The organism is Xanthomonas sp. CFBP 8443, assembly GCF_025666195.1.
In the GTDB taxonomy this organism is placed as follows: domain Bacteria; phylum Pseudomonadota; class Gammaproteobacteria; order Xanthomonadales; family Xanthomonadaceae; genus Xanthomonas_A.
The window spans coordinates 27,469-48,777 of record NZ_CP102592.1; the positions used below are offsets into that span (position 1 = coordinate 27,469).

The following is a 21,309-nucleotide window of genomic DNA, read 5'->3' on the forward strand; positions in this document are numbered from 1 at the left end:
CGCGGCCACCCTCGCCCACTCTCCGGGTTCGCCGATGAAAACCGCACTGTTCCTGCTCCTCGCCGCTAGCACGCCGGCCACCGCGCTTGCCGCCTCGGTCACCGGCACGCTGGTCGCCGGTGGCGGCATCGACGACATGCGCATCGTCGTGCGCGCCGCCGATGGCCAGAACGTGGAAGCGTACTGCGCGGCCCGCTGCGGCGACTGGTTCGTCGCCGCGCCCGAGAGCGATATGTTCGTGCTGAAGAAGGCGGTCGAGGGCAAGCGGGTCGCGCTGGACTACGCCAGCGAAGCCAACGGCGAGCGCATCGCCGGCCCGGGCCCCGACGACCAACTGCTGTTCGTGAAGCGCGTGCGGCTTCTGCCTTAGGGACGAATCGGCGCGCGTTCCCGTGCGCAGTGCGGTATGGCGGTCGGTGCCAATTCGCGCTTTGCGAGCGCCCGCTCCTACGCTGCACGCACAGGTATCGATCGCATCGCGACCGCCGCGCGGCAATGCCATGGGACAACGCAGGCACCGCCGCACGGATCGTTCGTGGAGGCGCCGTCCGTTCCGTATCGTAGACCCGCGCGCCTCCACGTGTTCGCGGCAGCGGCTCAGCTGCGATGGATCGAAATGCCGCCGTCGACCAGCATCGCGCTGCCGGTCATGAACGAGGCGTCGTCCGAGGCCAGGAACAAGGCCGCGCGCGCGATCTCCTCCGGCTGCGCCAGGCGCTTGAGCGCGTGCAGCTGCGCGACCTGCGCCAGCGCCTGTGCGCTGTCGTTCATCGCGTGCGCCATCGGCGTCTCGGTGCCGCCCGGCAGCAGCGCGTTCACCCGCAGCGCCTGCGGGCCGAACTCGGTGGCCAGCGCCTGGGTCAGGCCGATCAGTCCCGCCTTGCTGGCGGCATAGGCGGCGGCGCCGGGGAAGCCGACGGTGTGGCCGACGAAGCTGGAGGTGAAGATCAGCGCGCCGCCGCCGCGCGCGAGCAAGGCCGGGATCTGGTGCTTGGCGCCATAGAAGGCGGCGCTGAGGTTGGTGTCGATGGCGTCCTGCCAGTCGCGCGCGTCCAGCGCGGTCGTGGGGGCCAGCGTGCCGAGGGTGCCGGCGTTGTTGAACGCGATGTCCAGCCCGCCGAAGCGCTCCACTGCCAGCGCCACCAGCGCCTGCGCGTAGGCTTCCTCGCGCACATCCCCGGCCAGGCACGCGGCGCGGCCGCCGGCATCGGCGATCTCGGCGACCAGCGCGTCCAGCGCCGCGCCACGGCGGGCGCCGGCCACCACGCAGGCGCCCTCGCGTGCGAACAGGAGGGCGGTGGCGCGGCCGATGCCGGAACTCGCGCCGGTCACGAGGGCGATCTTGTCAGTCAGGCGGTGCATGCAGGTCTCCAGGTCCAGTCAAAGGAGCCGGGACTATGCGTGGCATGCAAGACGGTCGCTCGCCATGTTCGGACGCGGCAGCGGTGCGGCGCGCGCAGCGGTCGCGACGGGCGCACCGGTGACGCCTGTCGCGACTGAAGTCGCTCCTACACAGCTAGTTGGAGCGCGCGCCGAGTCCGAGTCGGCGGTACAGCGTGCTGCGGCTGACGCCGAGCTGGCGCGCGGCGCGGGCGACGTTGCCGCCGCAGGCGTCCAGCGCCTGGCGCATCGCGCTCAGGGCCAGGCTGTCCAGGTCGGCGGCCTGCACCACCGCGCCCGGGCGCACCCCTGTCCCGGCACCGATCGCTCCGCCCTGCCCCGGCATTGCGCCGCCGCTGGCCGCGGACAGGCCGCGTCCCGCGCCGGGCAGATAGGCCGGCAAGGCATCGGCGCCGACCTCGGTGCCGGCATCGCTCAGTGCCACCAGCGTGCGCAGGCAGGCCACCAGCTGGCGCAGGTTGCCCGGCCAGGGATAGGCGCTCAGCGCGGCCAGCGCCGCGTCGCTCAGGCGTCGGCCCTGCCCCACCCGCGCCCACAGGTCCTGCACCAGTGCGCGGCGGTCGGGGTGCGCGTGCAGTGCTGGGATCTGCACGCTGTGGTGGGCGATGCGGTAGTACAGGTCGGGACGGAAACGCTGCTCGGCCATCGCCGCGTCCAGGTCACGATGGGTGGCGCAGATCAGCGCGAAATCCAGCTTCACTGGCTTGCCGCCGCCCAGCGGCAACAGCTCGCGCTCCTGCAGCACGCGCAGCAGGCGCGGCTGCAGGGCCAGTGGCATGTCGCCGATCTCGTCCAGGAACAGCACGCCGCCGTCGGCCTGGCGCAGCAGCCCGGGATTGCCGTGCTTGCGCGCGCCGGTGAAGGCGCCGTCCTCGTAGCCGAACAGTTCGGCCTCGATCAGGCCTTCCGGCAGCGCCGCGCAGTTCACCGCGACGAACGGCTTGCCGGCGCGCGCGCTGCGCCGGTGCAGTTCGCGCGCGAACACTTCCTTGCCGGTGCCGGTCTCGCCCTGCACCAGCACCGGCAGCTGCGCATCGAGCACGCGCCGCGCGCGTTCCAGCGCCAGCTCCTGCACGGCGTCGAACAGCGGCGCGTCGGCGTGCGGCTGCGCGCGCGTGGCCGCCGACACGGTGATCGGCGGTTGCTGCGAACGCCGCCGCGGGCGGTCGTCGCCGGCACTGTCGACGCGGCCGTGCAGCGCCCTGCCCTGCAGGTCGAACACGCTGCCCTGCTGGCGCAGCCGCGACAGCGGTTCTTCGAACAAGGCGTCGTACGGCGCGCGGCCGAGGTCGTGGCGTTCAAGCCCGAACAGGCGCAGGCCGGCGCGGTTGGCCGCGACCAGCTTGCCGTTGCGGAACGCGAGTAGGCCTTCGCGCGCGGTGCCGAGCAAAGCCGGATCGTGGTGCACGCGCAGCAACTCGCAGCCGGCGATGCCGTCGTCGAAATAGCGGTGCTCGATGCTGGCCACCGCCATCCGCGCCAGGCCCAGCGCGTGCATGTGCTGCACGCTGGCGTCGCCGGAGATGTCGAGTACGCCGGCGAGCTGGCCGTAGGGATCGAAGATCGGTACCGCGGCGCAGCTGAGGATCTGGTGCGGCGCGAAGTAGTGCTCGCCGCCGTGAACTTCCACCGACCGGCTCTCGACGATGGCGGTGCCGATCGCATTGGTGCCGACCTGGGTTTCGCTCCAGCACGCGCCCGGCATCAGCGCCACGCGCCCCGCTTTGTCGAGGAAGCCCGGGCTGCCTTCGGCGTCGAGGATCCAGCCGGCCTCGTCGGTCAGCAGCACGATGCTGCCGGTGGCGGCGGCATCCCCAGCCAGGCCTTCCAGCTCGGCGCGAGCCAGCCGCCACAGGCGCTCGTGCGCCTCGCGCAATTCGCGCAGGCGCGGCGCGCTGACCGGCTCGATCGGCGGCGTGCGCTGCGCGGTCAGGCCCAGGCGCTGGCAGCGCTGCCACGACTGCAGGATGGTGTCCGGCACCTGGCCGGTCGGGGCGCCGCCGCGCTCGAAGAACATCCGGCGTGCGTGGCCGAGCTGGTGGTGCGATTGCGGGTGCGCCATGGCGGCTCCACTGTCGCAAATTGCGACAGGTGTTGAGACGGGTGTTCCGATAAACACCACATCCGTCGCCCGCACGCAATCGGCGCGCGTGATGCGTTGCAGCAGGAACCGGGCGGGCGCGCCGATCCGCCGCGGCGCGAGCGCATGACGCGGCGCAGCAACGAAAACCTGGCATCGCTCTTGCGGTTACCGCCTACCCGGATGGGCATGTCCCGTTCCTTTCCCACTGCCGCAGGAGTCACCGATGAACGCCGTCACCACCGCCAAGCCGCTCGCCACCGATCCGCAGTCCATCTTCAAGTCGCGCTACGGCAACTTCATCGGCGGCCAATGGGTGGAACCCAAGAGCGGGCAGTACTTCGAGAACACCACGCCGATCAGCGGCAAGGTGTTCACTTCGGTGGCGCGCTCCAACGCGCAGGACATCGAGGCCGCGCTCGACGCCGCGCACGCGGCCAAGGACGCCTGGGGCAAGACCTCGGCCACCGAGCGCAGCAACGCGCTGCTGAAGATCGCCGATCGCATCGAACAAAATCTCGAGCTGCTGGCCTATGCCGAGACCTGGGACAACGGCAAGCCGCTGCGCGAGACGCTCAACGCCGACGTGCCGCTGTGCGCCGACCACTTCCGCTATTTCGCCGGCGCGATCCGCGCGCAGGAAGGCGGCATCTCCGAGATCGACAGCGACACCATCGCCTACCACTTCCACGAGCCGCTCGGCGTGGTCGGGCAGATCATCCCGTGGAACTTCCCGCTGCTGATGGCGTGCTGGAAGCTGGCCCCGGCGATCGCCGCCGGCAACTGCGTGGTGATGAAGCCGGCCGAGCAGACCCCGGCCTCGATCCTGGTGCTGATGGAGGTGATCGGCGACCTGCTGCCGCCGGGCGTGCTCAACGTGGTCAACGGCTTCGGCCTGGAAGCGGGCAAGCCGCTGGCCAGCAGCCCGCGCATCGCCAAGATCGCCTTCACCGGCGAGACCACCACCGGCCGGCTGATCATGCAGTACGCCAGCCAGAACCTGATCCCGGTGACGCTGGAACTGGGCGGCAAGTCGCCGAACATCTTCTTCGCCGACGTGATGGCCGAAGACGACGATTTCCTCGACAAGGCGATCGAAGGCTTCGTGCTGTTCGCGTTCAACCAGGGCGAGGTGTGCACCTGCCCGTCGCGCGCGCTGATCCAGGAATCGATCTACGACCGGTTCATGGAAAAGGCGCTCGAGCGCGTGGCCGCGATCAAGCAGGGCAATCCGCTGGATCCCAACACCATGGTCGGCGCGCAGGCCTCCAGCGAGCAGCTGGAGAAGATCCTGTCCTACATCGATATCGGCAAGCAGGAAGGCGCCGAGGTGCTGATCGGCGGCGAGCGCAACGCGCTGGACGGCGAGCTGGCCGGCGGCTTCTACGTCAAGCCAACGGTGTTCAAGGGCCACAACAAGATGCGCGTGTTCCAGGAAGAGATCTTCGGGCCGGTGGTGTCGGTGACCACGTTCAAGGACGAGGCCGAGGCGCTGGCGATCGCCAACGACACGCTGTACGGGCTGGGCGCCGGCGTGTGGAGCCGCGACGCGTCGCGCCTGTACCGCATGGGCCGCGCGATCCAGGCCGGGCGGGTGTGGACCAACTGCTACCACGCCTATCCGGCGCACGCCGCGTTCGGCGGCTACAAGCAGTCGGGCATCGGCCGCGAGAACCACAAGATGATGCTGGACCACTACCAGCAGACCAAGAACCTGCTGGTCAGCTACTCGCCGAAGGCGCTGGGGTTCTTCTGAGTGCTGTCGCGACGTGCGCGGCGCGGGAGCATTGGGACTGCCGGCCTCGGCAGTACCAACGCGTCTCCAGCGCGTCCGCCGGCGCCGGTCGGCGCGCGGCGGGTCCTGCATGCGCAGACGACCCGCGCGCCAGCGATGAACGGCCTAGACCGACATCGCGCGCGTCGTTTCGCGCACGGGTTCCGGCTCGACCGCGACGGGCAGATCCTGGCGCAGCTTCTGCGTGGATTGCTCGAGGGTCTGCTGCGTGGCCTGGTCGCGATCGACGAAGGCGCGGCGGTGCGCGGGATCGTCCAGCTTGCCTTCCACCGCAATGAGGCCGTTGCCGTTGTTGCTGGCGACCACATGATCGATGCGCGTCATCCCGCTGATGCTGGCATCGTGCGTCAGTGCGCCCGCCGCTCGCTCGAGTTCGGCGCGGTCCTTGAATCCGCCCGAGGGCCCGAGTTTCTCCAGCGCCGCGACGGACTGCTGGTACATCGGGTTCTGCGGATGGGTCTTGTCCGACAGCAGCGGCGGGCGCGCCGCATCGGCCGGTTCGGCGGCGGCAGCGCCGGGACGCTGTACCTGCGCCTCCCGGAGCGCCGTGAGCGTGTCCTTGCCGGCGATGCCATCGACATCCAGATGATGATCACGCTGGAACGCCTCGACCGCGTGCTTGGTGCGGTCGCCGAACTTGCCGTCGGTGCCCAAGGCCTTGCCATCGGCATCGGTGTAGCCCAACTGGTTGAGGCGCTCCTGCAGCGCTTTCACCTCCGGGCCATGCTCCTCCTTGCGCAGGACGCCATCGGCCATTGGCGCGGCGCTCGCCACGCTTGCCCCGCTCGGCGCGGCCACCGTGCGCCCATTGCCCGAGATATCGCTCACCCTGGCCGCAGCGGTGAGATTGGGCGAGGCCTGCTGCGGTCGGTGGTCGGTGGTGATCGCGCCGCTGTCCATGTCGCGGATGTAGCGGTCGGCCTGCGGCAGGTAGCTGGTGTTGATGTCCACATGCACGTGCTTGCCGAAGGCCTTGGGATTGCCGTTGTTGAAGCCGCCCTGGATCCCCACAGATTGCCCGTATTCGATCCGGTCGCCGGCTTCGAGCTGGGTATTGCGCAGATCCAGATGCCGGTATTGGGCGATCATCTCGCGGCTGGGATCGTTGGCCGGCTTGTCGTAGATCTGCACGATGCCGTCGCTGGGATCGACCCTGCCGATGTAGCCGCTGGCGATGGCCGGTACCGGGACGGCGCTGGCGTTGCCGGCCTGCAGCACGAAATCCTTGGAAACGTAATGGTCGCCGTCGCGCGAGACGGTCGCCGCGCCGTTGTAGTTGCCAAGCAGTTCCTCGCGCTCGCCATTGACCGTGGCGTAGACGCGGCCGCGCTCGTTGCCGCGGGTGGGATGATGGCGCTCGAGATCCTGGTAGTCGTGAGCCGCCTGCACGCCGTTTCCTACCGACTCGACGATTGTGTATCTGGGCATCGTACTTCTCCTTTGTCGATGGTCTTGCCTGTCGCCGTACCCGCAATGTGGCGGGTACCACGCCGATCAACGCAAATGCTGGGCCAACCGCCAGCACTGCTGCGTGTACTCGAACACATAGGCCTCGGGCGCGCCGAAGGTCTTGATGACGTCATCGTCGGCGGAAAACTCGGCCTTCACGAAGTCCACGCGCATCCGATCGCCGTCTTGCTTGAAATCCATCTTGATCCGGGCCAGTTTGCCTGGGTCCTGATTGGGTTCGTTGTAGGACCAGCTGTAGTCGATCAGGGTCAACCGGAACGGCTCGCTGGGCCGATTCACCAGCTTGGACGGATCACGCAGGTCGCGCTCTTCGACGCGAGGGGCGCTGTAGGCGGCGCGCAACGCCGGATCGGCGATGATCGCCTCCAGGAACGCGGTAAACCCGTCTTCTGTCTTCTCGCAGGCCCCCTGCGGCAGCGCCGGGCGGTCCGCGACCGTGGCGGCCGCTGTCGCCGGTTCCGGAGCGGCCGTGGCCGTCGGTGCGGGAGCCGGGGCCGCGGTGGTGGTCGCGCTGGACTCCGAGGGCTTGCAGCCTTGCAGCAGCATGGCCAGCAAGGCGGCGGTAAGCAAGCGTTGCTTCATGGTGTCGTTCCTTTCCTTAGACCGTTCAGGCGCACAGTGGCCAGCGACGCGCGGCGGCCCGCGGGGCGGGCGTGGCCGGCGAGCGCGCAGGACCGCAGTGTACGAGAGGCGCGTGAGGATGCCGACGACCGGCGTTTCCCCCGGCAACCGTGTCGTTCTCGTTGTCCGCCTGCATCCGCCGCCTCCATGCCGTCATGCAGGCCGGACTCTATCGCACGTCGCGTCCGGCCGATGTGCGGGCAATCGGTGTGTGCGGGCAGGGGGAACGACGGGGCCATGGCGATTGACCTCGATCAAGGCAGCGGCGCCGCAAGGCGCCTAGTGTGGATTGCAACAACGGGAAGGAGTGCGACATGAACAAGACGATGAAAGCCGCGGTGGTACGCGAATTCGGCAAGCCGCTGACGATCGAGGAAGTGGAGGTGCCGCGGCCGCAGGCCGGCGACATCCTGGTCAAGATCGAGGCCTGCGGCGTGTGCCACACCGACCTGCACGCGGCCGAGGGCGACTGGCCGGTGAAGCCGAATCCGCCGTTCATTCCCGGCCACGAGGGCGTGGGCCATGTGGTCGCGGTCGGCGCTGGCGTGAGCCACGTCAAGGAAGGCGACCGGGTCGGGATCCCGTGGCTGTACTCGGCCTGCGGGCATTGCGAGCATTGCCTGGGCGGCTGGGAGACGCTGTGCGAGGCGCAGCAGAACTCCGGCTATTCGGTCAACGGCGGGTTCGCCGAGTACGCGCTGGCCAATGCCGACTACGTCGGCCACCTGCCGAAGAACATCGGCTTCGTCGAGGTCGCGCCGATCCTCTGCGCCGGCGTCACCGTGTACAAGGGGCTGAAGGTCACCGACACCAAGCCCGGCAACTGGGTGGTGATCTCCGGCATCGGCGGGCTCGGCCATATGGCCGTGCAGTACGCCAAGGCGATGGGCCTGAACGTCGCCGCGGTGGACGTGGACGACGCCAAGCTCGAGCTGGCCCGGCGCCTGGGCGCCACGGTGACGGTCAATGCGCTGACCACCGACCCGGTGGCCTACCTGAAGAAGGAGATCGGCGGCGCGCACGGCGCGCTGGTCACCGCGGTGTCGCCGAAGGCGTTCGAGCAGGCGATCGGCATGGTCCGCCGCGGCGGCACGGTGTCGTTGAACGGGCTGCCGCCGGGCCAGTTCCCGCTGGACATCTTCGGCATGGTGCTCAACGGCGTGACCGTGCGCGGCTCGATCGTCGGCACGCGCCTGGACCTGCAGGAATCGCTGGAGTTTGCCGAGCAGGGCAAGGTCGCCGCGACCGTGGCCACCGCCACGCTGGAGAACATCAACGAGGTGTTCGCGCGCATGCGCGCCGGCCAGATCGAAGGCCGTATCGTGCTGGACATGGCGGCCTGATGGACGCCGCCGCGCCCGCTTCCGGCGTACCGCTGCAGGTGCTGGCGACGCTGCCGGCGCTGCAGCTGATCGAGCGGCTGCGCGCGCGGCACGGGCCGTTGCTGTTCCACCAGTCCGGCGGCTGTTGCGACGGGTCTTCGCCGATGTGCTACCCGCAGGACGACTTCATCGTCGGCGACCGCGACGTGCAGCTGGGCGAGATCGGTGGCGCGCCGTTCTACATCAGCGCCCCGCAGTTCGAATACTGGAAGCACACCCAGCTGATCATCGACGTGGTGCCCGGCCGCGGCGGCATGTTCTCGCTGGAGAACGGCGAGGGCGTGCGCTTCCTGGTGCGCTCGCGGCTGTTCGACGATGCCGAGTATCTGGCGTTGCAGGCGGCGGGGAAGGTGTAGCGGGGGGCAGCAGCAGCTGCGTGCACTATCGAGTGCGGAGACTCGTCGGATGGCACGGGCATGCAAGTTTTTTGTGGGAGCGACTTCAGTCGCGACGAGCTTTACCGGTAACGCCCGTCGCGACTGAAGTCGCTCCCACAAGTTGCGACGATCTCCGCTTTTCCCGGCATCCGCGGCGCACCGCTTTTGTAGGAGCGGCTTCAGCCGCGACAGGTAGCCCGACATGACAGGTAGCCCGACATCCGGTCGCGGCTGAAGCCGCTCCTACACAAACGGCGGCAACAGCAACCACCGGCCGCGCCTACGGCGCCTTGGACGGCACGAATGGCGAGACCGGGTCGCTGGCCGGGAAGGTCTCTTCCAGTGCTTCGTCCTGGTTGGCGTCGGTGTGGTGCTTGTGCGCGGCATCGCTGCCGGTGTCCTCCGGCGCGGTGTCCGGGGCAGGGCGGTCGGCGCCGGTGCGCGGTTCGTGTTCGACGATGGTGGCGGGACTGTCGCCGGCGCCGCGGTCCTCGCGGTCCTGGGTGTGGCGCTTGCCACGCTGCTCGCCGGGGACCGGGTCGGTGGCCTGGCGCAGCGGATCGGTGGGTGTGGACATGATTCCTCCGTCGGTAGGGGATGGAGACGGTGCCTCCAGTTCAACCCGGCGGCAGTGAAGCCGCTGCGAATCGCGAGACCTCCACGCGCCTGTCACGAACGGCTAACGGCACCGGCGCTACTGCTGCCATCCCCCCGCCGCCGATGCCGCCCGGAGCTTCCGCCATGTGCCCCAGCGACCGTCCCGACCCGCTGCTGTTCAATGCCCACCTGGACCCGCTGCCGGCCACGCCGCGCCGCCACAGGCCCTCGCGCCCGCACGACGCGGCGGACTACCGCCAGTACAGCCTGGCCGACTACCGCCAGCGCCGCGCCCGCCATGGCACCCCGTGGCGCGACCTGTGCCCGGCGTATGCGTTCGCGCTGCGCACCCACGCCGGCGGCTGGCCGCGCGCGCCGATGGCCGACACCGACGGCGAACTGGCCGCGCACTGGGAACAGGTGCGCGGCGAATCGCACCTGGACTGGCGCCAGGCGCGGCCGGTGATCGAGGACGCGTGGCAGGCGCTGGACCACCTGCCGGCGCCGGCGCTGCGCGTGGAGGCGCACTGATGGCGCGCCCGATCTGGACCGGCACCCTGTCCTTCGGCCTGCTCAACGTGCCGGTGTCGCTGATGTCCGGCGAACGCCGCATCGACCTGCATTTCCGCATGCTCGATGCGCGCGACAAGCGCCCGATCCGGTTCGAGCGGGTCAATGCCGACACCGGCGAAGAGGTGCCGTGGAAGGACATCGTCAAGGCGTTCGAGTACAGCAAGGGCAACTACGTGGTGGTCGAGCAGAAGGACATCGCCTCGGCCGCGCCGGAGAGCCACGAGACGGTGGAAGTGGAGGCCTTCGTCGACGCTGCCGACATCGACCTGCGCTACTTCGAGAAACCCTACGTGCTGGTGCCGGGCAAGAAGGCCGAGAAGGGCTACGTGCTGCTGCGCGAGACGCTGCGCGCCACCGGCAAGGTCGGCATCGCGCGGGTGGTGATCCGTACCCGCGAATACCTGTCGGCGGTGATGCCGCACGACGACGCGCTGGTGCTGATCCTGCTGCGCTATCCGCAGGAACTGGTGGACCTGGAGGACTACACGCTGCCCAGCGGCAAGGCCGCCGACTACCGGATCAGCGCCAAGGAAACCGAGATGGCCGCGCAGCTGATCGATTCGATGTCGGGGAAGTGGGATCCGTCGTCTTATCACGACGAATTCCGCGAGCGCCTGCAGGCGGTGATCCAGAAGCGCATCAAGGCGCAGGAGGGCACCGCCCAGGTGGACGACGACGCCGACGCGCCGCAGCGCGAGGATGCCGCCACCAACGTGGTCGATTTCATGTCGCTGCTGCAGAAGAGCCTGGAGGCCAAACGGCGCACCCCGGCCAAGGGCAACGACGACGCGCTGCCGGTGAGCAAGACCGCCAAGAAGCCGGCCAAGAAAGCGGCGAAGAAGGCAGCCAAGCCCGCCGCCAAATCCGCGGCCAAGGCCAAGCCGGCGAAAAAGGCCAGCGCAAGCAAGGCGCCGGCGCGGCGCAAGGCGGGGTAGGGCGCCATGCCGTCACGCGAGACAGCCCGTACCGGCCGTGCCGCGCCGGTCAAAACGGCCAAGGTGGTCAAGGCCACCAAGGCGACCAAGGCGGCCAAGGCAACCAAGGCAACCAAGGCATCGAAGCTGGCCGAGGCGGCCGGGACCCGCAAGCCGGGCAACGCCGCGCCGGCCCCGCGCGCGCCGGTCAAGCCTGCATCGGCCAAGCCCGCACCGGCGAAAGCGGCGCCAGGCCGGGCGGCGGCGCGCAAGGTCGCCAGCGCCAAGCCGCCGGGCAGCGTCAAGACGAAGGCCGGGTCCGCTGCTGCTGGCCGTGGAGGCGCGGCAGGCGCCGCCGCACGCCGCGGCACGCCAGTGCCCACGCCGGCATCGACCGGTGCCGACAGCGCAGCCGACGCCGTCGTCATCACCCATCCCGAGCGCGTGGTCTACCGAGGCGCCGGCATCAGCAAGGGCGAGGTGGCCGCGTACTACCGCGCGATCGCGCCCTGGCTGCTGCCGGAGGTCGCCAACCGGCCGTTGTCGTTGCTGCGCTGCCCGGACGGGACCGCCGGCGAATGCTTCTTCCAGAAGCACAACAACCGCGCGCTCGGCGACCACGTGCAGGCGATCGCGCTGCGCCAGAAGAGCGGCACCGAGGACTACCTGTACATCGACGACCTGGCCGGCCTGCTGGAGCTGGTGCAGATGAACACCCTGGAGCTGCATCCCTGGGGTTCGACCGTGGACGATCCCGAGCATCCGGACCGGCTGGTGTTCGACCTGGACCCGGGCGAGGGCGTGAGCTGGACCCAGATCAAGGCCGCCGCGCGCGCGATCCGCGCGCGTCTGCGCGAGGCCGGGCTGGAAAGCTTCGTGCGCCTGTCCGGGGGCAAGGGCCTGCACGTGGTGGTGCCGATTGTGGCCGGCAGCGCGAGCTGGGACCAGGCGCGCGACTTCTGCGAAGCCTTCGCCCAGGCGCTGACCGCGCAGGCGCCGGACCGCTACGTGGCCACGATGAGCAAGGCCAAGCGCAGCGGGGTGATCTTCATCGACTGGCTGCGCAATGGCCGCGGCAACACCAGCGTGTGCTCGTGGTCGCTGCGCGCGCGCGAACACGCCACCGTCGCGGTGCCGCTGCGCTGGGAGGAACTGGCGCGCATCGCCTCGCCGCAGGCGTTCCCGCTGGCCAAGGCGCTGCAACGCGCCGCGCGCCTGCGCGAACATCCGTGGAAGGAGATGGAGACGCTGCAGCAACGGCTGCCGGGGGGCTGAGCCGGCGGTCGTTCCGGAGCGGTTCTGTTTCCCGCGGCTGATGGCCAAGGGCGTCGCGACTGAAGTCGCTCCCACACGTGGTGCGCGAGCCGCGAATCCGCGCAAAGGGCGCCGCTCTTTGTGGGAGCGACTTCAGTCGCGACGAGCGAAGCCCCGATCCAACCGTGTGCGCCGACCCTTGCAACGCAAGCGTATCCACATGCAACACCGCAAAGGCGACCCGTGCCAGCGCCGTGCAATCCCGCCGCTGCTGGCGAACAGCGTCGCGACTGAAGTCGCCCCCCACACGTGGTGCGCGAGTCGCGAATCCGCGCAAGGACGCTGCTCTTCGCGCAAAGCACGCCGCTCTTTGTGGGAGCGACTTCAGTCGCGACGAGCGAAGCCTCGATCCAACCGTGGCGCCGACCCCAGCAGCGTGAGCGCATCCACCATCGAAACCGCAAACGCCGAGCTATGTCGGCACCTTGCACCGATGCAAGCATCACGCGGCCACTGCCTGCGCAGGCAGAAACCGCAGCGCCCAGAACCGCAGCGCCCAGCCGCTTACGGCGACACCGCCGACTCGCGGGTGACCCGCGCCAGCGAGTCGCGCGAGATCTCGGCGATCGACCGGGCGCCGGTCAGTGTCATCGCCACTCGCATTTCCTTCTCGATCAGCGTCAGCAGGTTCTCCACCCCGGCCTGGCCGGCCGCGGCCAGCGCATAGACGAACGCGCGGCCGAGCAGCACCGCGTCGGCGCCGAGGGCGAGCATGCGCACCACGTCCAGCCCGCTGCGGATGCCGGAGTCGGCCAGGATCTTCAGCTCGCCCTTCACCGCATCGGCGATCGCCGGCAAGGCGCGCGCGCTGGATAGCACGCCGTCGAGCTGGCGCCCGCCGTGGTTGGAGACGACGATGCCGTCGGCACCGAAGCGCACCGCATCGCGCGCGTCGTCCGGGTCGAGGATGCCCTTGATCACCATCGGCCCGGTCCAGAACTCGCGGATCCATTCCAGGTCCTTCCACGCGATCGACGGGTCGAAGTTCGCGCCGAGCCAGCCGATGTAGTCGGCCAGGCCGGTCGGGCTGCCGCGGTAGGTGGAGATGTTGCCCAGGTCGTGCGGGCGCCCCAGCAGGCCCACGTCCCAGGCCCAGCGCGGATGGGTGACGGCCTGCAGCATGCGCCGCAGCGGCGCGTTCGGCCCGCTCATGCCCGAGTGCGCGTCGCGGTAGCGTGCGCCGGGGGTGGGCATGTCCACGGTGAACACCAGCGTGGTCACGCCGGCCGCCTTGGCCCGCTCCAGCGCGTTGCGCATGAAGCCGCGGTCCTTGAGCACGTACAGCTGGAACCAAATCGGCCGGTCGATCGCCGGCGCCACTTCCTCGATCGGGCACACCGACACCGTGGACAGGGTGAACGGCACGCCCCTGGCCGCCGCCGCGCGCGCGGCCTGCACCTCGCCGCGGCGCGCGTACATGCCGGTCAGGCCCACCGGGGCCAGGGCCAGCGGCAGCGCCAGGCGCTCGCCGAACAGTTCGGTCTCCAGACTCAGTTCGGCCATGTTGCGCAGGATCCGCTGGCGCAGCGCGATGTCGGCCAGGTCGGCGACGTTGCGCCGCAGCGTGTGCTCGGCGTAGGCGCCGCCGTCGATGTAGTGGAACAGGAACGGCGGCAGCCGCGCCTGGGCGGCGGCGCGGTAGTCGGAAGCGGCGGAGATGATCATCGGCGCGGTCGTCAGGGAGAGGAGGGCAGGCGCGAGGCGCGCGCGCGGCGCGCTTCGTCCTCGTCGAGGCTGCGCAGGGCGGTATGTACAAACGCCAGATGGGCGTGCGCGGCGTCGCGCGCGCGTTCCGGCTCGCCGGCCAGGATCGCGTCGTGCAGCGCGCGGTGCTGCGCCAGCAGCGGGGCGAAGGTGCGCGGCGACTGGAACAGCATGTGCCGGCTCTGCGAGATGTTGGTCTGCAGCAGGTCGAACAGGCCGCGCATCACCTGCAGCAGCACGCGGTTGTGCGCGGCCTCGGCGATGGCCAGGTGGAAGTCGGCGTCGGCGCGCGCCTCGGCGGCCGCATCGCCCTGCGCATGCGCCTGCAGCATCGCCTCGAACGCGGCGGCGATGCGCGCGCGGTCGGCGTCGGTGGCGCGCAGCGCGGCGTGCCAGGCGGTGGCGCCTTCCAGCGCATGGCGGGTCTCCAGCACGTCGAAGCGGTATTCCGGATCGCCCTGCAGCAGCGGCAGGAACGGCTGCAGCGGCGCCACCACGCGCTCCTCGGGCGTGTGCGGGCGCTGCACGTAGGTGCCGCCGCCGGCGCGGGCGCGCAGCAGCCCCTGGCTGGCGAGCTGGGCGATCGCCTCGCGCAACGCGGTGCGCGACACGCCCAGTTCCAGCGCCAGGGTGCGCTCGGCCGGCAGGCGCGCGTCCGGCTGCAGCCCGCGTTGGGCGATCAGCGCGCGCAGTTGCGCGGCGACCCGGTCGCTGAGGCGGCCGCCGCCGGGCGCCGGCGCTTCGGGCGCAGGATCGCGCTGGCCACGGCGTGATGCTGGTTTGGGTGCAGCATCGGCCGTTGCAGGCGCCGGTGAATTGGTCATACCAATGGCTGCCGCGGAATATCGGAAGCCCAATTAGATCGCGTAGCGCTTTGCCGGGTCAATCGTGGCCGGCCTGACTATTGGTCATACCAATCGCGACACATCTCCATTACCGCGCCATTGTCGCGACCAGCACGACCAGCACGACCAGCAGCGCCAGCAGGACTAGTTCGACGCGGACCACGCGCTACGACGTTGCCCCCCATCCGGCGCCGGCACGCATCCTGGCTGCCGGCGCGCTTGCCGGCGCCAGCGCAGCGCATCGGCCGCGTCTCACCAGACGAACGGCAGCAACCGCCAGCTGTGCGCGGCGTAGTCGGGGTACTCCTCGGGGAAGGCCTGGGTCAGCATCGCCTCTTCCACCTGGATGCGGCGCAGGAACGCCCAGGTCACCGGCAGCACGATCGCCAGCAGCGACAGCACGTCGCCCAGCCCGATCGCCAGCCCGTAGAACGACAGCAGCACGCCGGTGTAGGAAGGATGGCGCAGGTAACGGTACGGGCCGCGGCGGATCAGCCGGTGGCCTTCCTGGATGGTCACGTCCACGGTGAACCAGCGCGCCAGCACCCGGATCGCCCACAGCCGCAGCGCCAGCCCGGCCGCCAGCAACGCGCACCCGGTCCAGCGCGCCGGTTCCTGCAGCGCCGGCGCATAGCGCCACAGGCCGAGGAAGGACAGCAGCACCGCCAGCGCCAGCGCCGCGTACAGCACCCGCCACAGCATCTTCAGCGTGCCCTGGTCGCGCGCGCCGCCGTCGGCCGCGCGGCGGCGGCGGCTGAGCAGCACCTCGTACAGGCCCCAGCAGGCGCCCAGCAGCGCGAACAGCAGGTCGGGGTTTCGCAGGGTCAGGTGCATCGTCGTGTCCTCGTGGTGAGCGATGTCGGTGTACGCCATGGCGGCGCAAGCCGGATGAACCTTCGCCGTGCCCGTGTTGGTGGGGGCCGTGGTGCAGGGCGGCGATGGCATGGCGCCAGTGTGGCGCCGCGGCCGTGGCCGTTCAGTGGCCGCCGGTCATCGATCCGACCTGCCGGAAGTCACTTTCTGCGTCCGCCCCATTGCCGCCGCCGCGCCGCACGGTCAGCATCCGCGGCATGCACCGCTTCCTGCACGACCTGATCGAACCCAAGCGCCTGGCCGGGCTGGCCACCGTGGCCACTGTGCTGTGGTCGTTCCATCTGCAGCCGCAGGCACCGCCTGCCTGGCGTTGGACCGTGGCGGGCGTGTTCGTGTTGCTGTTGCTCGGCTACCGCTACCTGCCCACGCCGCGCCTGCGCGACGCCGCGCTGTGGCTGCAAGCCGCCGCGGGGCTGGCCCTGGTGTGGCTGGAACCGGGCGTCGGCACCGCGCCGGTGCTGCTGGTGGTGGTGGTGACGCAGGTGGCCTTGCTGTGGGAGCCGCGCCGGGTGCTGGTGCTGGCGCTGCTGGTCAACCTGGGCACGTTCCTGCTGCTGTCCACGGCCGGTTTCAAGCGCGCCTTGCTGACCACCCTGATCTACGCTGGTTTCCACGCCTTCGCCGCGCTGTCCGCGCACTACGCGCGCACCACCGAGATCGCGCGCCAAGCGCTGGCCCGGGTCAACGCCGACCTGCTCGCCACCCGCGCGCTGCTGGCCGACAGCGCGCGCGACGCAGAACGCCTGCGCCTGGCGCGCGAGCTGCACGACGTGGCTGGGCACAAACTCACCGCGCTGCGGATCAACCTGCGCCTGCTGCTGGCCGATCCGGACCTGGCGCGGCGCGAGGAGCTCGGCGTGGTCGAGCGGCTGTCCGGCGAACTGCTGGCCGATATCCGCAACGTCGTGCAGTCGTTGCGCGACGACCGCGGGCTGGATCTGGAAACCGCGCTGCGCGCGTTGGCCGCGCCGTTCCCGCGGCCGCAGCTGCGGTTGCAGATCGACCCCGAGGTGCGCGTCACCGATCCGCAACTGGCCGAAGCGCTGCTGCGGCTGGTGCAGGAAGCGCTGACCAACGCCGCGCGGCACGCCGATGCCGATGCGGTCCATGTACGTCTGCATCACGAGGATGGGCAATTGCGCGTGGACATCGAGGACGACGGCCGCCGCGCCGAGCGGATCCAGGAAGGCAACGGCATCGCCGGCATGCGCGAGCGTCTGGCCGCGCTGCGCGGCCGGCTCGACCTGGGCCGCACGCCGTTGGGCGGCATGCTGCTGACCGCGCGGTTGCCGTTGTGAGCGGCTTGCGCATCGCCCTGGCCGACGACCAGATCCTGGTGCGCGCCGGCCTGCGCGCGCTGTTGCAGACCCAGGGCATCGCCGTAGCCTGCGAGGCCGACGACGGCGAAGCGCTGCTGGCCGCGCTGGCCACCACTGCCGTGGACGTAGTGCTTAGCGACATCCGCATGCCCGGCATGGACGGCATCCAGGCATTGCAGCGGCTGCGCGCCCGCGGCGACGCCACCCCGGTGCTGCTGCTGACCACCTTCGACGACGCCGACCTGCTGCTGCGCGCCACCGAAGCCGGCGCGCAGGGCTTCCTGCTCAAGGACGCCGCGCCCGAAGACCTGCGCGATGCGATCGTGCGCGTGGCCGCGGGCGAGACCCTGCTGCAGCCGGTCAGCACCGACCCGGTCCGCGCGCGCTACCGCTATCGCGACGAAGACGCGCCGCGCGACACTTTCAACGAACGCGAAGTGGCGATCCTGCGCCTGCTCGCCGGCGGCTACTCGAACAAGGAAATCGCGCGCAGCCTGTTCCTGGCCGAAGGCACGGTGAAGAACTACGTCTCCACGATCCTGGACAAGCTCGGCACCCGCGACCGCACCCGCGCGGTGCTCAAGGCGATCACGCTGCGGATCATCTAAGCGGACAGGCAGGCAGGCACTTGTGTCGCGAGACCGGCTGCGGATGCAGTCGCGACTGAAGTCGCTCCCACCAGGGACAACGCCCGCTGCCGGAGTAACCCAGGCTTCGGCTTCATTGTGGGAGCGACTTCCGTCGCGACGCGCAGATCCGCAACGGCTGCAGCAAAAGCGGCAAGCTCGGAACACGCTCCACCGATCAGCGCGCCAGTCCAGCGCCCAGCCTCACAAGGTCCGCGCCAGGACAGCCGCTGCAGGCCGCGCCACGTCCATACCATGCCGTCTGCTGCACCGGCCCTTCTGCGCGCGCGCCGCAGACATTAAGATGCCGCGGGGCATCTTGCCGAGAGGACACCACGTTGATCATCCACCCGAAAGTTCGCGGTTTCATCTGCACCACCACGCATCCGCTCGGCTGCGAGCGCAACGTGCTCGAGCAGATCGAGGCCACGCGCGCGCGCGGCGTGCGCAGCGACGGGCCGAAGAAGGTGCTGGTGATCGGCGCCTCCAGCGGCTACGGCCTGGCCTCGCGCATCACCGCCGCGTTCGGCTTCGGCGCCGACACGCTCGGCGTGTTCTTCGAAAAGCCCGGCAGCGACAAGAAGGCCGGCACCGCCGGCTGGTACAACTCGGCGGCCTTCGACACCTTCGCCAAGGCGCAGGGGCTGTACAGCAAGTCGATCAACGGCGATGCGTTCTCCGACGAAGCGCGCGCGCAGGTGATCGAGCTGATCAAGACCGAGATGGGCGGCCAGGTCGACCTGGTGGTGTATTCGCTGGCCTCGCCGGTGCGCAAGCTGCCGGGCACCGGCGAAGTGAAGCGCTCGGCGCTCAAGCCGATCGGCCAGACCTACACCGCCACCGCGATCGACACCAACAAGGACGCGATCATCGAGGCCTCGATCGAACCGGCCACCGAGCAGGAGATCGCCGACACCGTCACCGTGATGGGCGGGCAGGACTGGGAGCTGTGGATCGACGCGCTCGCAGGCGCCGGCGTGCTCGCCCCGGGCGCGCGCAGCGTGGCCTTCAGCTACATCGGCACCGAGATCACCTGGCCGATCTACTGGCACGGCGCGCTGGGCAAGGCCAAGGTGGACCTGGACCAGACCGCGCAGCGCCTGCACGCGCGCCTGCAGCAAAGCGGCGGCAGCGCCAACGTGGCGGTGCTCAAGTCGGTGGTGACCCAGGCCAGCGCGGCGATCCCGGTGATGCCGCTGTACATCTCCATGGTCTACAAGATCATGAAGGAAAAGGGCCTGCACGAAGGCACCATCGACCAGCTCGACCGCCTGTTCCGCGAGCGCATGTACCGCGAAGACGGCCGGGCGCCGGCCACCGACGAGCAGAACCGCCTGCGCCTGGACGACTGGGAACTGCGCGACGACGTGCAGGACGCCTGCAAGGCGCTGTGGCCGCAGGTCACCACCGAAAACCTGTTCCAGCTCACCGACTACGCCGGCTACAAGCACGAGTTCCTCAAGCTGTTCGGTTTCGAGCGCAAGGACGTGGACTACGACGCCGACGTCGATCCGGACGTGAAGTTCGATTGCATCGACTTGTAGGAACACTCGATTGATCGAGTTGTAGAAACAACGGGATTCGGAAGGTTGCAGGAACGCCGGGATTCGGGATTGGCGTTCGGAAGTGGAGATGCGGCCGGCGCCTGACGCCGGCCGTTTTTCGTTGGGTGTCTGTCGCGGCTGAAGCCGCTCCTACACAAAAGCGCGCGCTGCTCCTGTAGGAGCGGCTTCAGCCGCGACAGGACAATGAAATCGTCACGGCGCGAATCGTATGAAGGTCCGGCCTGCACCTGGAACCAGTCGCGCTCGATGGAATCCCGCGTCGCGACTGAAGTCGCTCCCACAAGAGGCTCCTGCAGCCGCTTGTACAGCCCGCCACCGTACCTGTGGGAGCGACTTCAGTCGCGACGCGGTGGAAAAAAGCAGCCACTGCTTCGGGAACCGCAACTTGGTTTTTTCCCTTCACCCCTGTCTACCTGTCGCGGCTGAAGCCGCTCCTACAAAAAAGCGGGCGCGCTCCCCTGTAGGAGCGGCTTCAGCCGCGACAGAAAAACAAATCGCCAGCAACGCCGGACCACATACAAAAACGCCGCAACCAACGCTCTTACGAATCCCCAATCCCAACTCCCCAATCCCGGCTCCTCACCGCTTCACATCGAACCGCGAAGCCCCCACGCAAGCCTGCACATCGGCCTCGCCCAGCGGATGGAAATCGCCCGGCACCGAGTGCTTCAGGCATCCCGCGGCCAGGCCGAAACGGATCGTGGCGGTGTCGTCCCAACCCTGGCTCAGCCCGTGCAGCACGCCCGCGGCGAAGGCATCGCCGCCGCCGATGCGGTCGACGATGCCGGTCAGTTCCTCGGCCGGGGCCTGCGCCACACTGCCGTCGCGGCGCAGCAGCATCGCGCCCAGGCTGTGGTGGTCCACGCTGTGCGCCACGCGCTGGGTGCAGGCCATCGCCTGCAGGTGCGGGAACGCGGCGAAGGCGTCGCGCGCGCCGGCTTCCACCCGCGCCTGCGCGCTGTCCTGCGGGTACTGGTGGCCGAGCACCACGCCCAGGTCGCGATAGTCGGCGAACAGCACGTCGGCCTGCGCCAGCAGCTGGCGCAGGATGCCCGGTGCATCGCCGTTCCAGGCCTCCCACAGCTTGGGCCGGTAGTTGCCGTCGAACGACACGCGCACGCCCAGTTCGCGTGCGGCGCGCGCCGCCGCCAGGGCCGCCGCCGCGCCGCGCTCGCCCAGCGCCGGGGTCACCCCGGACAGGTGCAGCCACTGCGCGCCGCGCAGCAACGCCGGCCAGTCGTAGGTGTCCGCCTCGGCCAGCGCGAACGCCGAGCCGGCGCGGTCGTAGGTGACTTCGCTGGGGCGGTGGCCGGCGCCGGTGGTCAGGAAGTACAGGCCCATGCGCCCGGGCACGAAGCGCACGCCGCGGGTGTCCACGCCGTGCCGGCGCAGTTCGCCGGCGGCGGCGTCGCCCAGCGGGTTGTCCGGCAGCACGCTGACCATCGCCACGTTGTGGCCGAAATGCGCCAGCGACACGCCGACGTTGGCCTCGGCACCGCCGACGTGCACGTCCAGCCGCGGCGATTGCAGCAGGCGCTCGTGGCCGGGCGCACCCAGGCGCAGCAGCAGTTCGCCGAAGCAGACGATGCGGGAGGCGGTCATGGCAGGATCCTTAGCGTCGGAAAGGCGCCAAGCATGCCGGGGAACGGCGGCCACGGCCAGATATCGTGACCAGCGGTGTCATTTTTCCTGGCGGCAAATCCGGGCCGAGCCTTGCGGCGGCGCCGTCCGCGCCAGGCGGCGGTCCGAAAGGCCTGCAAATCCAAGGCGTTTTCTGCTGCGCTGCAAGATGCCGCAATGTTTCGCAACTGTTAACGTCGGTTTTGACCAGCGGTGTCATCCGCGGCAAAACC

Annotated in this window: 18 protein-coding genes and 1 pseudogene; 10 read left to right on the top strand and 9 right to left on the bottom strand. The window is 69.8% G+C overall.

Annotated features, from left to right (window positions below; all coding sequences use genetic code 11):
• Positions 1–34: 34 nt before the first annotated feature.
• Entirely contained in the window at positions 35–370 is a 336-nt protein-coding gene (locus NUG20_RS00145; protein WP_263396474.1) for a hypothetical protein, read from the top strand.
• A 227-nt stretch (positions 371–597) separates the two neighbouring features.
• Here NUG20_RS00145 and NUG20_RS00150 read toward each other — a convergent pair whose 3' ends face one another.
• Positions 598–1,362, bottom strand: coding sequence for an SDR family oxidoreductase (locus tag NUG20_RS00150; protein ID WP_263396475.1), 765 nt, complete (start codon positions 1,360–1,362; stop codon positions 598–600).
• Between the two features lie 154 nt (positions 1,363–1,516).
• Positions 1,517–3,463 (bottom strand): sigma-54-dependent Fis family transcriptional regulator, encoded by a 1,947-nt coding sequence (locus NUG20_RS00155; RefSeq protein WP_263396476.1) that lies wholly within the window; start codon positions 3,461–3,463, stop codon positions 1,517–1,519.
• 244 nt (positions 3,464–3,707) lie between these two features.
• Between NUG20_RS00155 and adh the strand changes: the two genes are divergently transcribed.
• Positions 3,708–5,237, top strand: a complete 1,530-nt coding sequence (gene adh / locus NUG20_RS00160; protein ID WP_263396477.1) for an aldehyde dehydrogenase — start codon at positions 3,708–3,710, stop codon at positions 5,235–5,237.
• 144 nt (positions 5,238–5,381) lie between these two features.
• Here the strand turns inward: adh and NUG20_RS00165 are convergent, their stop codons facing one another.
• Positions 5,382–6,704: a peptidoglycan-binding domain-containing protein gene (locus tag NUG20_RS00165; RefSeq protein ID WP_263396478.1), complete on the bottom strand. Its 1,323-nt coding sequence runs from the start codon at positions 6,702–6,704 to the stop codon at positions 5,382–5,384.
• A 66-nt stretch (positions 6,705–6,770) separates the two neighbouring features.
• Positions 6,771–7,328, bottom strand: a complete 558-nt coding sequence (locus tag NUG20_RS00170; RefSeq protein ID WP_263396479.1) for a hypothetical protein — start codon at positions 7,326–7,328, stop codon at positions 6,771–6,773.
• Positions 7,329–7,681: 353 nt separating this feature from the next.
• Between NUG20_RS00170 and adhP the strand changes: the two genes are divergently transcribed.
• Positions 7,682–8,710 carry an alcohol dehydrogenase AdhP gene (gene adhP / locus NUG20_RS00175; protein ID WP_263396480.1) on the top strand — a complete coding sequence of 343 codons (1,029 nt, stop codon included), beginning with the start codon at positions 7,682–7,684 and terminating at the stop codon, positions 8,708–8,710.
• Positions 8,710–9,105, top strand: a complete 396-nt coding sequence (locus NUG20_RS00180) for a DUF779 domain-containing protein (RefSeq protein ID WP_263396481.1) — start codon at positions 8,710–8,712, stop codon at positions 9,103–9,105. The genes adhP and NUG20_RS00180 overlap by 1 nt, the downstream gene beginning before the upstream one ends.
• 301 nt (positions 9,106–9,406) lie before the next feature.
• Here the strand turns inward: NUG20_RS00180 and NUG20_RS00185 are convergent, their stop codons facing one another.
• Positions 9,407–9,703 carry a hypothetical protein gene (locus tag NUG20_RS00185; protein WP_263396482.1) on the bottom strand — a complete coding sequence of 99 codons (297 nt, stop codon included), beginning with the start codon at positions 9,701–9,703 and terminating at the stop codon, positions 9,407–9,409.
• A 164-nt stretch (positions 9,704–9,867) separates the two neighbouring features.
• Between NUG20_RS00185 and NUG20_RS00190 the strand changes: the two genes are divergently transcribed.
• From NUG20_RS00190 to ligD, 3 genes and pseudogenes are all read left to right on the top strand, one after another.
• Positions 9,868–10,254: a hypothetical protein gene (locus tag NUG20_RS00190; protein ID WP_263396483.1), complete on the top strand. Its 387-nt coding sequence runs from the start codon at positions 9,868–9,870 to the stop codon at positions 10,252–10,254.
• Positions 10,254–11,231, top strand: a complete 978-nt coding sequence (locus NUG20_RS00195; RefSeq protein ID WP_263396484.1) for a non-homologous end joining protein Ku — start codon at positions 10,254–10,256, stop codon at positions 11,229–11,231. The genes NUG20_RS00190 and NUG20_RS00195 overlap by 1 nt, the downstream gene beginning before the upstream one ends.
• Before the next feature lie 384 nt (positions 11,232–11,615).
• Positions 11,616–12,485 (top strand): annotated as a pseudogene (ligD, locus tag NUG20_RS00200) (non-homologous end-joining DNA ligase); the annotation flags it as partial.
• A 543-nt stretch (positions 12,486–13,028) separates the two neighbouring features.
• Here ligD and lldD read toward each other — a convergent pair.
• The 3 genes from lldD to NUG20_RS00215 form a co-directional block, all read right to left on the bottom strand.
• Complete coding sequence (lldD, locus tag NUG20_RS00205) at positions 13,029–14,189, bottom strand: FMN-dependent L-lactate dehydrogenase LldD (protein ID WP_263396485.1); 1,161 nt, start codon at positions 14,187–14,189, stop codon at positions 13,029–13,031.
• Between the two features lie 11 nt (positions 14,190–14,200).
• Positions 14,201–15,052: a transcriptional regulator LldR gene (lldR, locus tag NUG20_RS00210; protein ID WP_263396486.1), complete on the bottom strand. Its 852-nt coding sequence runs from the start codon at positions 15,050–15,052 to the stop codon at positions 14,201–14,203.
• A gap of 273 nt (positions 15,053–15,325) precedes the next feature.
• Positions 15,326–15,907, bottom strand: coding sequence for a methyltransferase family protein (locus tag NUG20_RS00215; RefSeq protein WP_263398576.1), 582 nt, complete (start codon positions 15,905–15,907; stop codon positions 15,326–15,328).
• Between the two features lie 236 nt (positions 15,908–16,143).
• Between NUG20_RS00215 and NUG20_RS00220 the strand changes: the two genes are divergently transcribed.
• From NUG20_RS00220 to fabV, 3 genes are all read left to right on the top strand, one after another.
• A complete protein-coding gene (locus tag NUG20_RS00220; protein ID WP_263396487.1) occupies positions 16,144–17,244 on the top strand; it encodes a sensor histidine kinase in 1,101 nt (366 codons plus the stop codon).
• Positions 17,241–17,873 (top strand): response regulator, encoded by a 633-nt coding sequence (locus NUG20_RS00225; protein ID WP_263396488.1) that lies wholly within the window; start codon positions 17,241–17,243, stop codon positions 17,871–17,873. Before NUG20_RS00220 ends, NUG20_RS00225 begins: the two co-directional genes overlap by 4 nt.
• 356 nt (positions 17,874–18,229) lie before the next feature.
• Positions 18,230–19,435, top strand: a complete 1,206-nt coding sequence (gene fabV / locus NUG20_RS00230) for an enoyl-ACP reductase FabV (RefSeq protein ID WP_263396489.1) — start codon at positions 18,230–18,232, stop codon at positions 19,433–19,435.
• A gap of 600 nt (positions 19,436–20,035) precedes the next feature.
• On the opposite strand, the gene NUG20_RS00235 is transcribed toward fabV, so the two are convergent.
• A complete protein-coding gene (locus tag NUG20_RS00235; protein WP_263396490.1) occupies positions 20,036–21,058 on the bottom strand; it encodes a sugar kinase in 1,023 nt (340 codons plus the stop codon).
• Positions 21,059–21,309 lie beyond the last annotated feature (251 nt).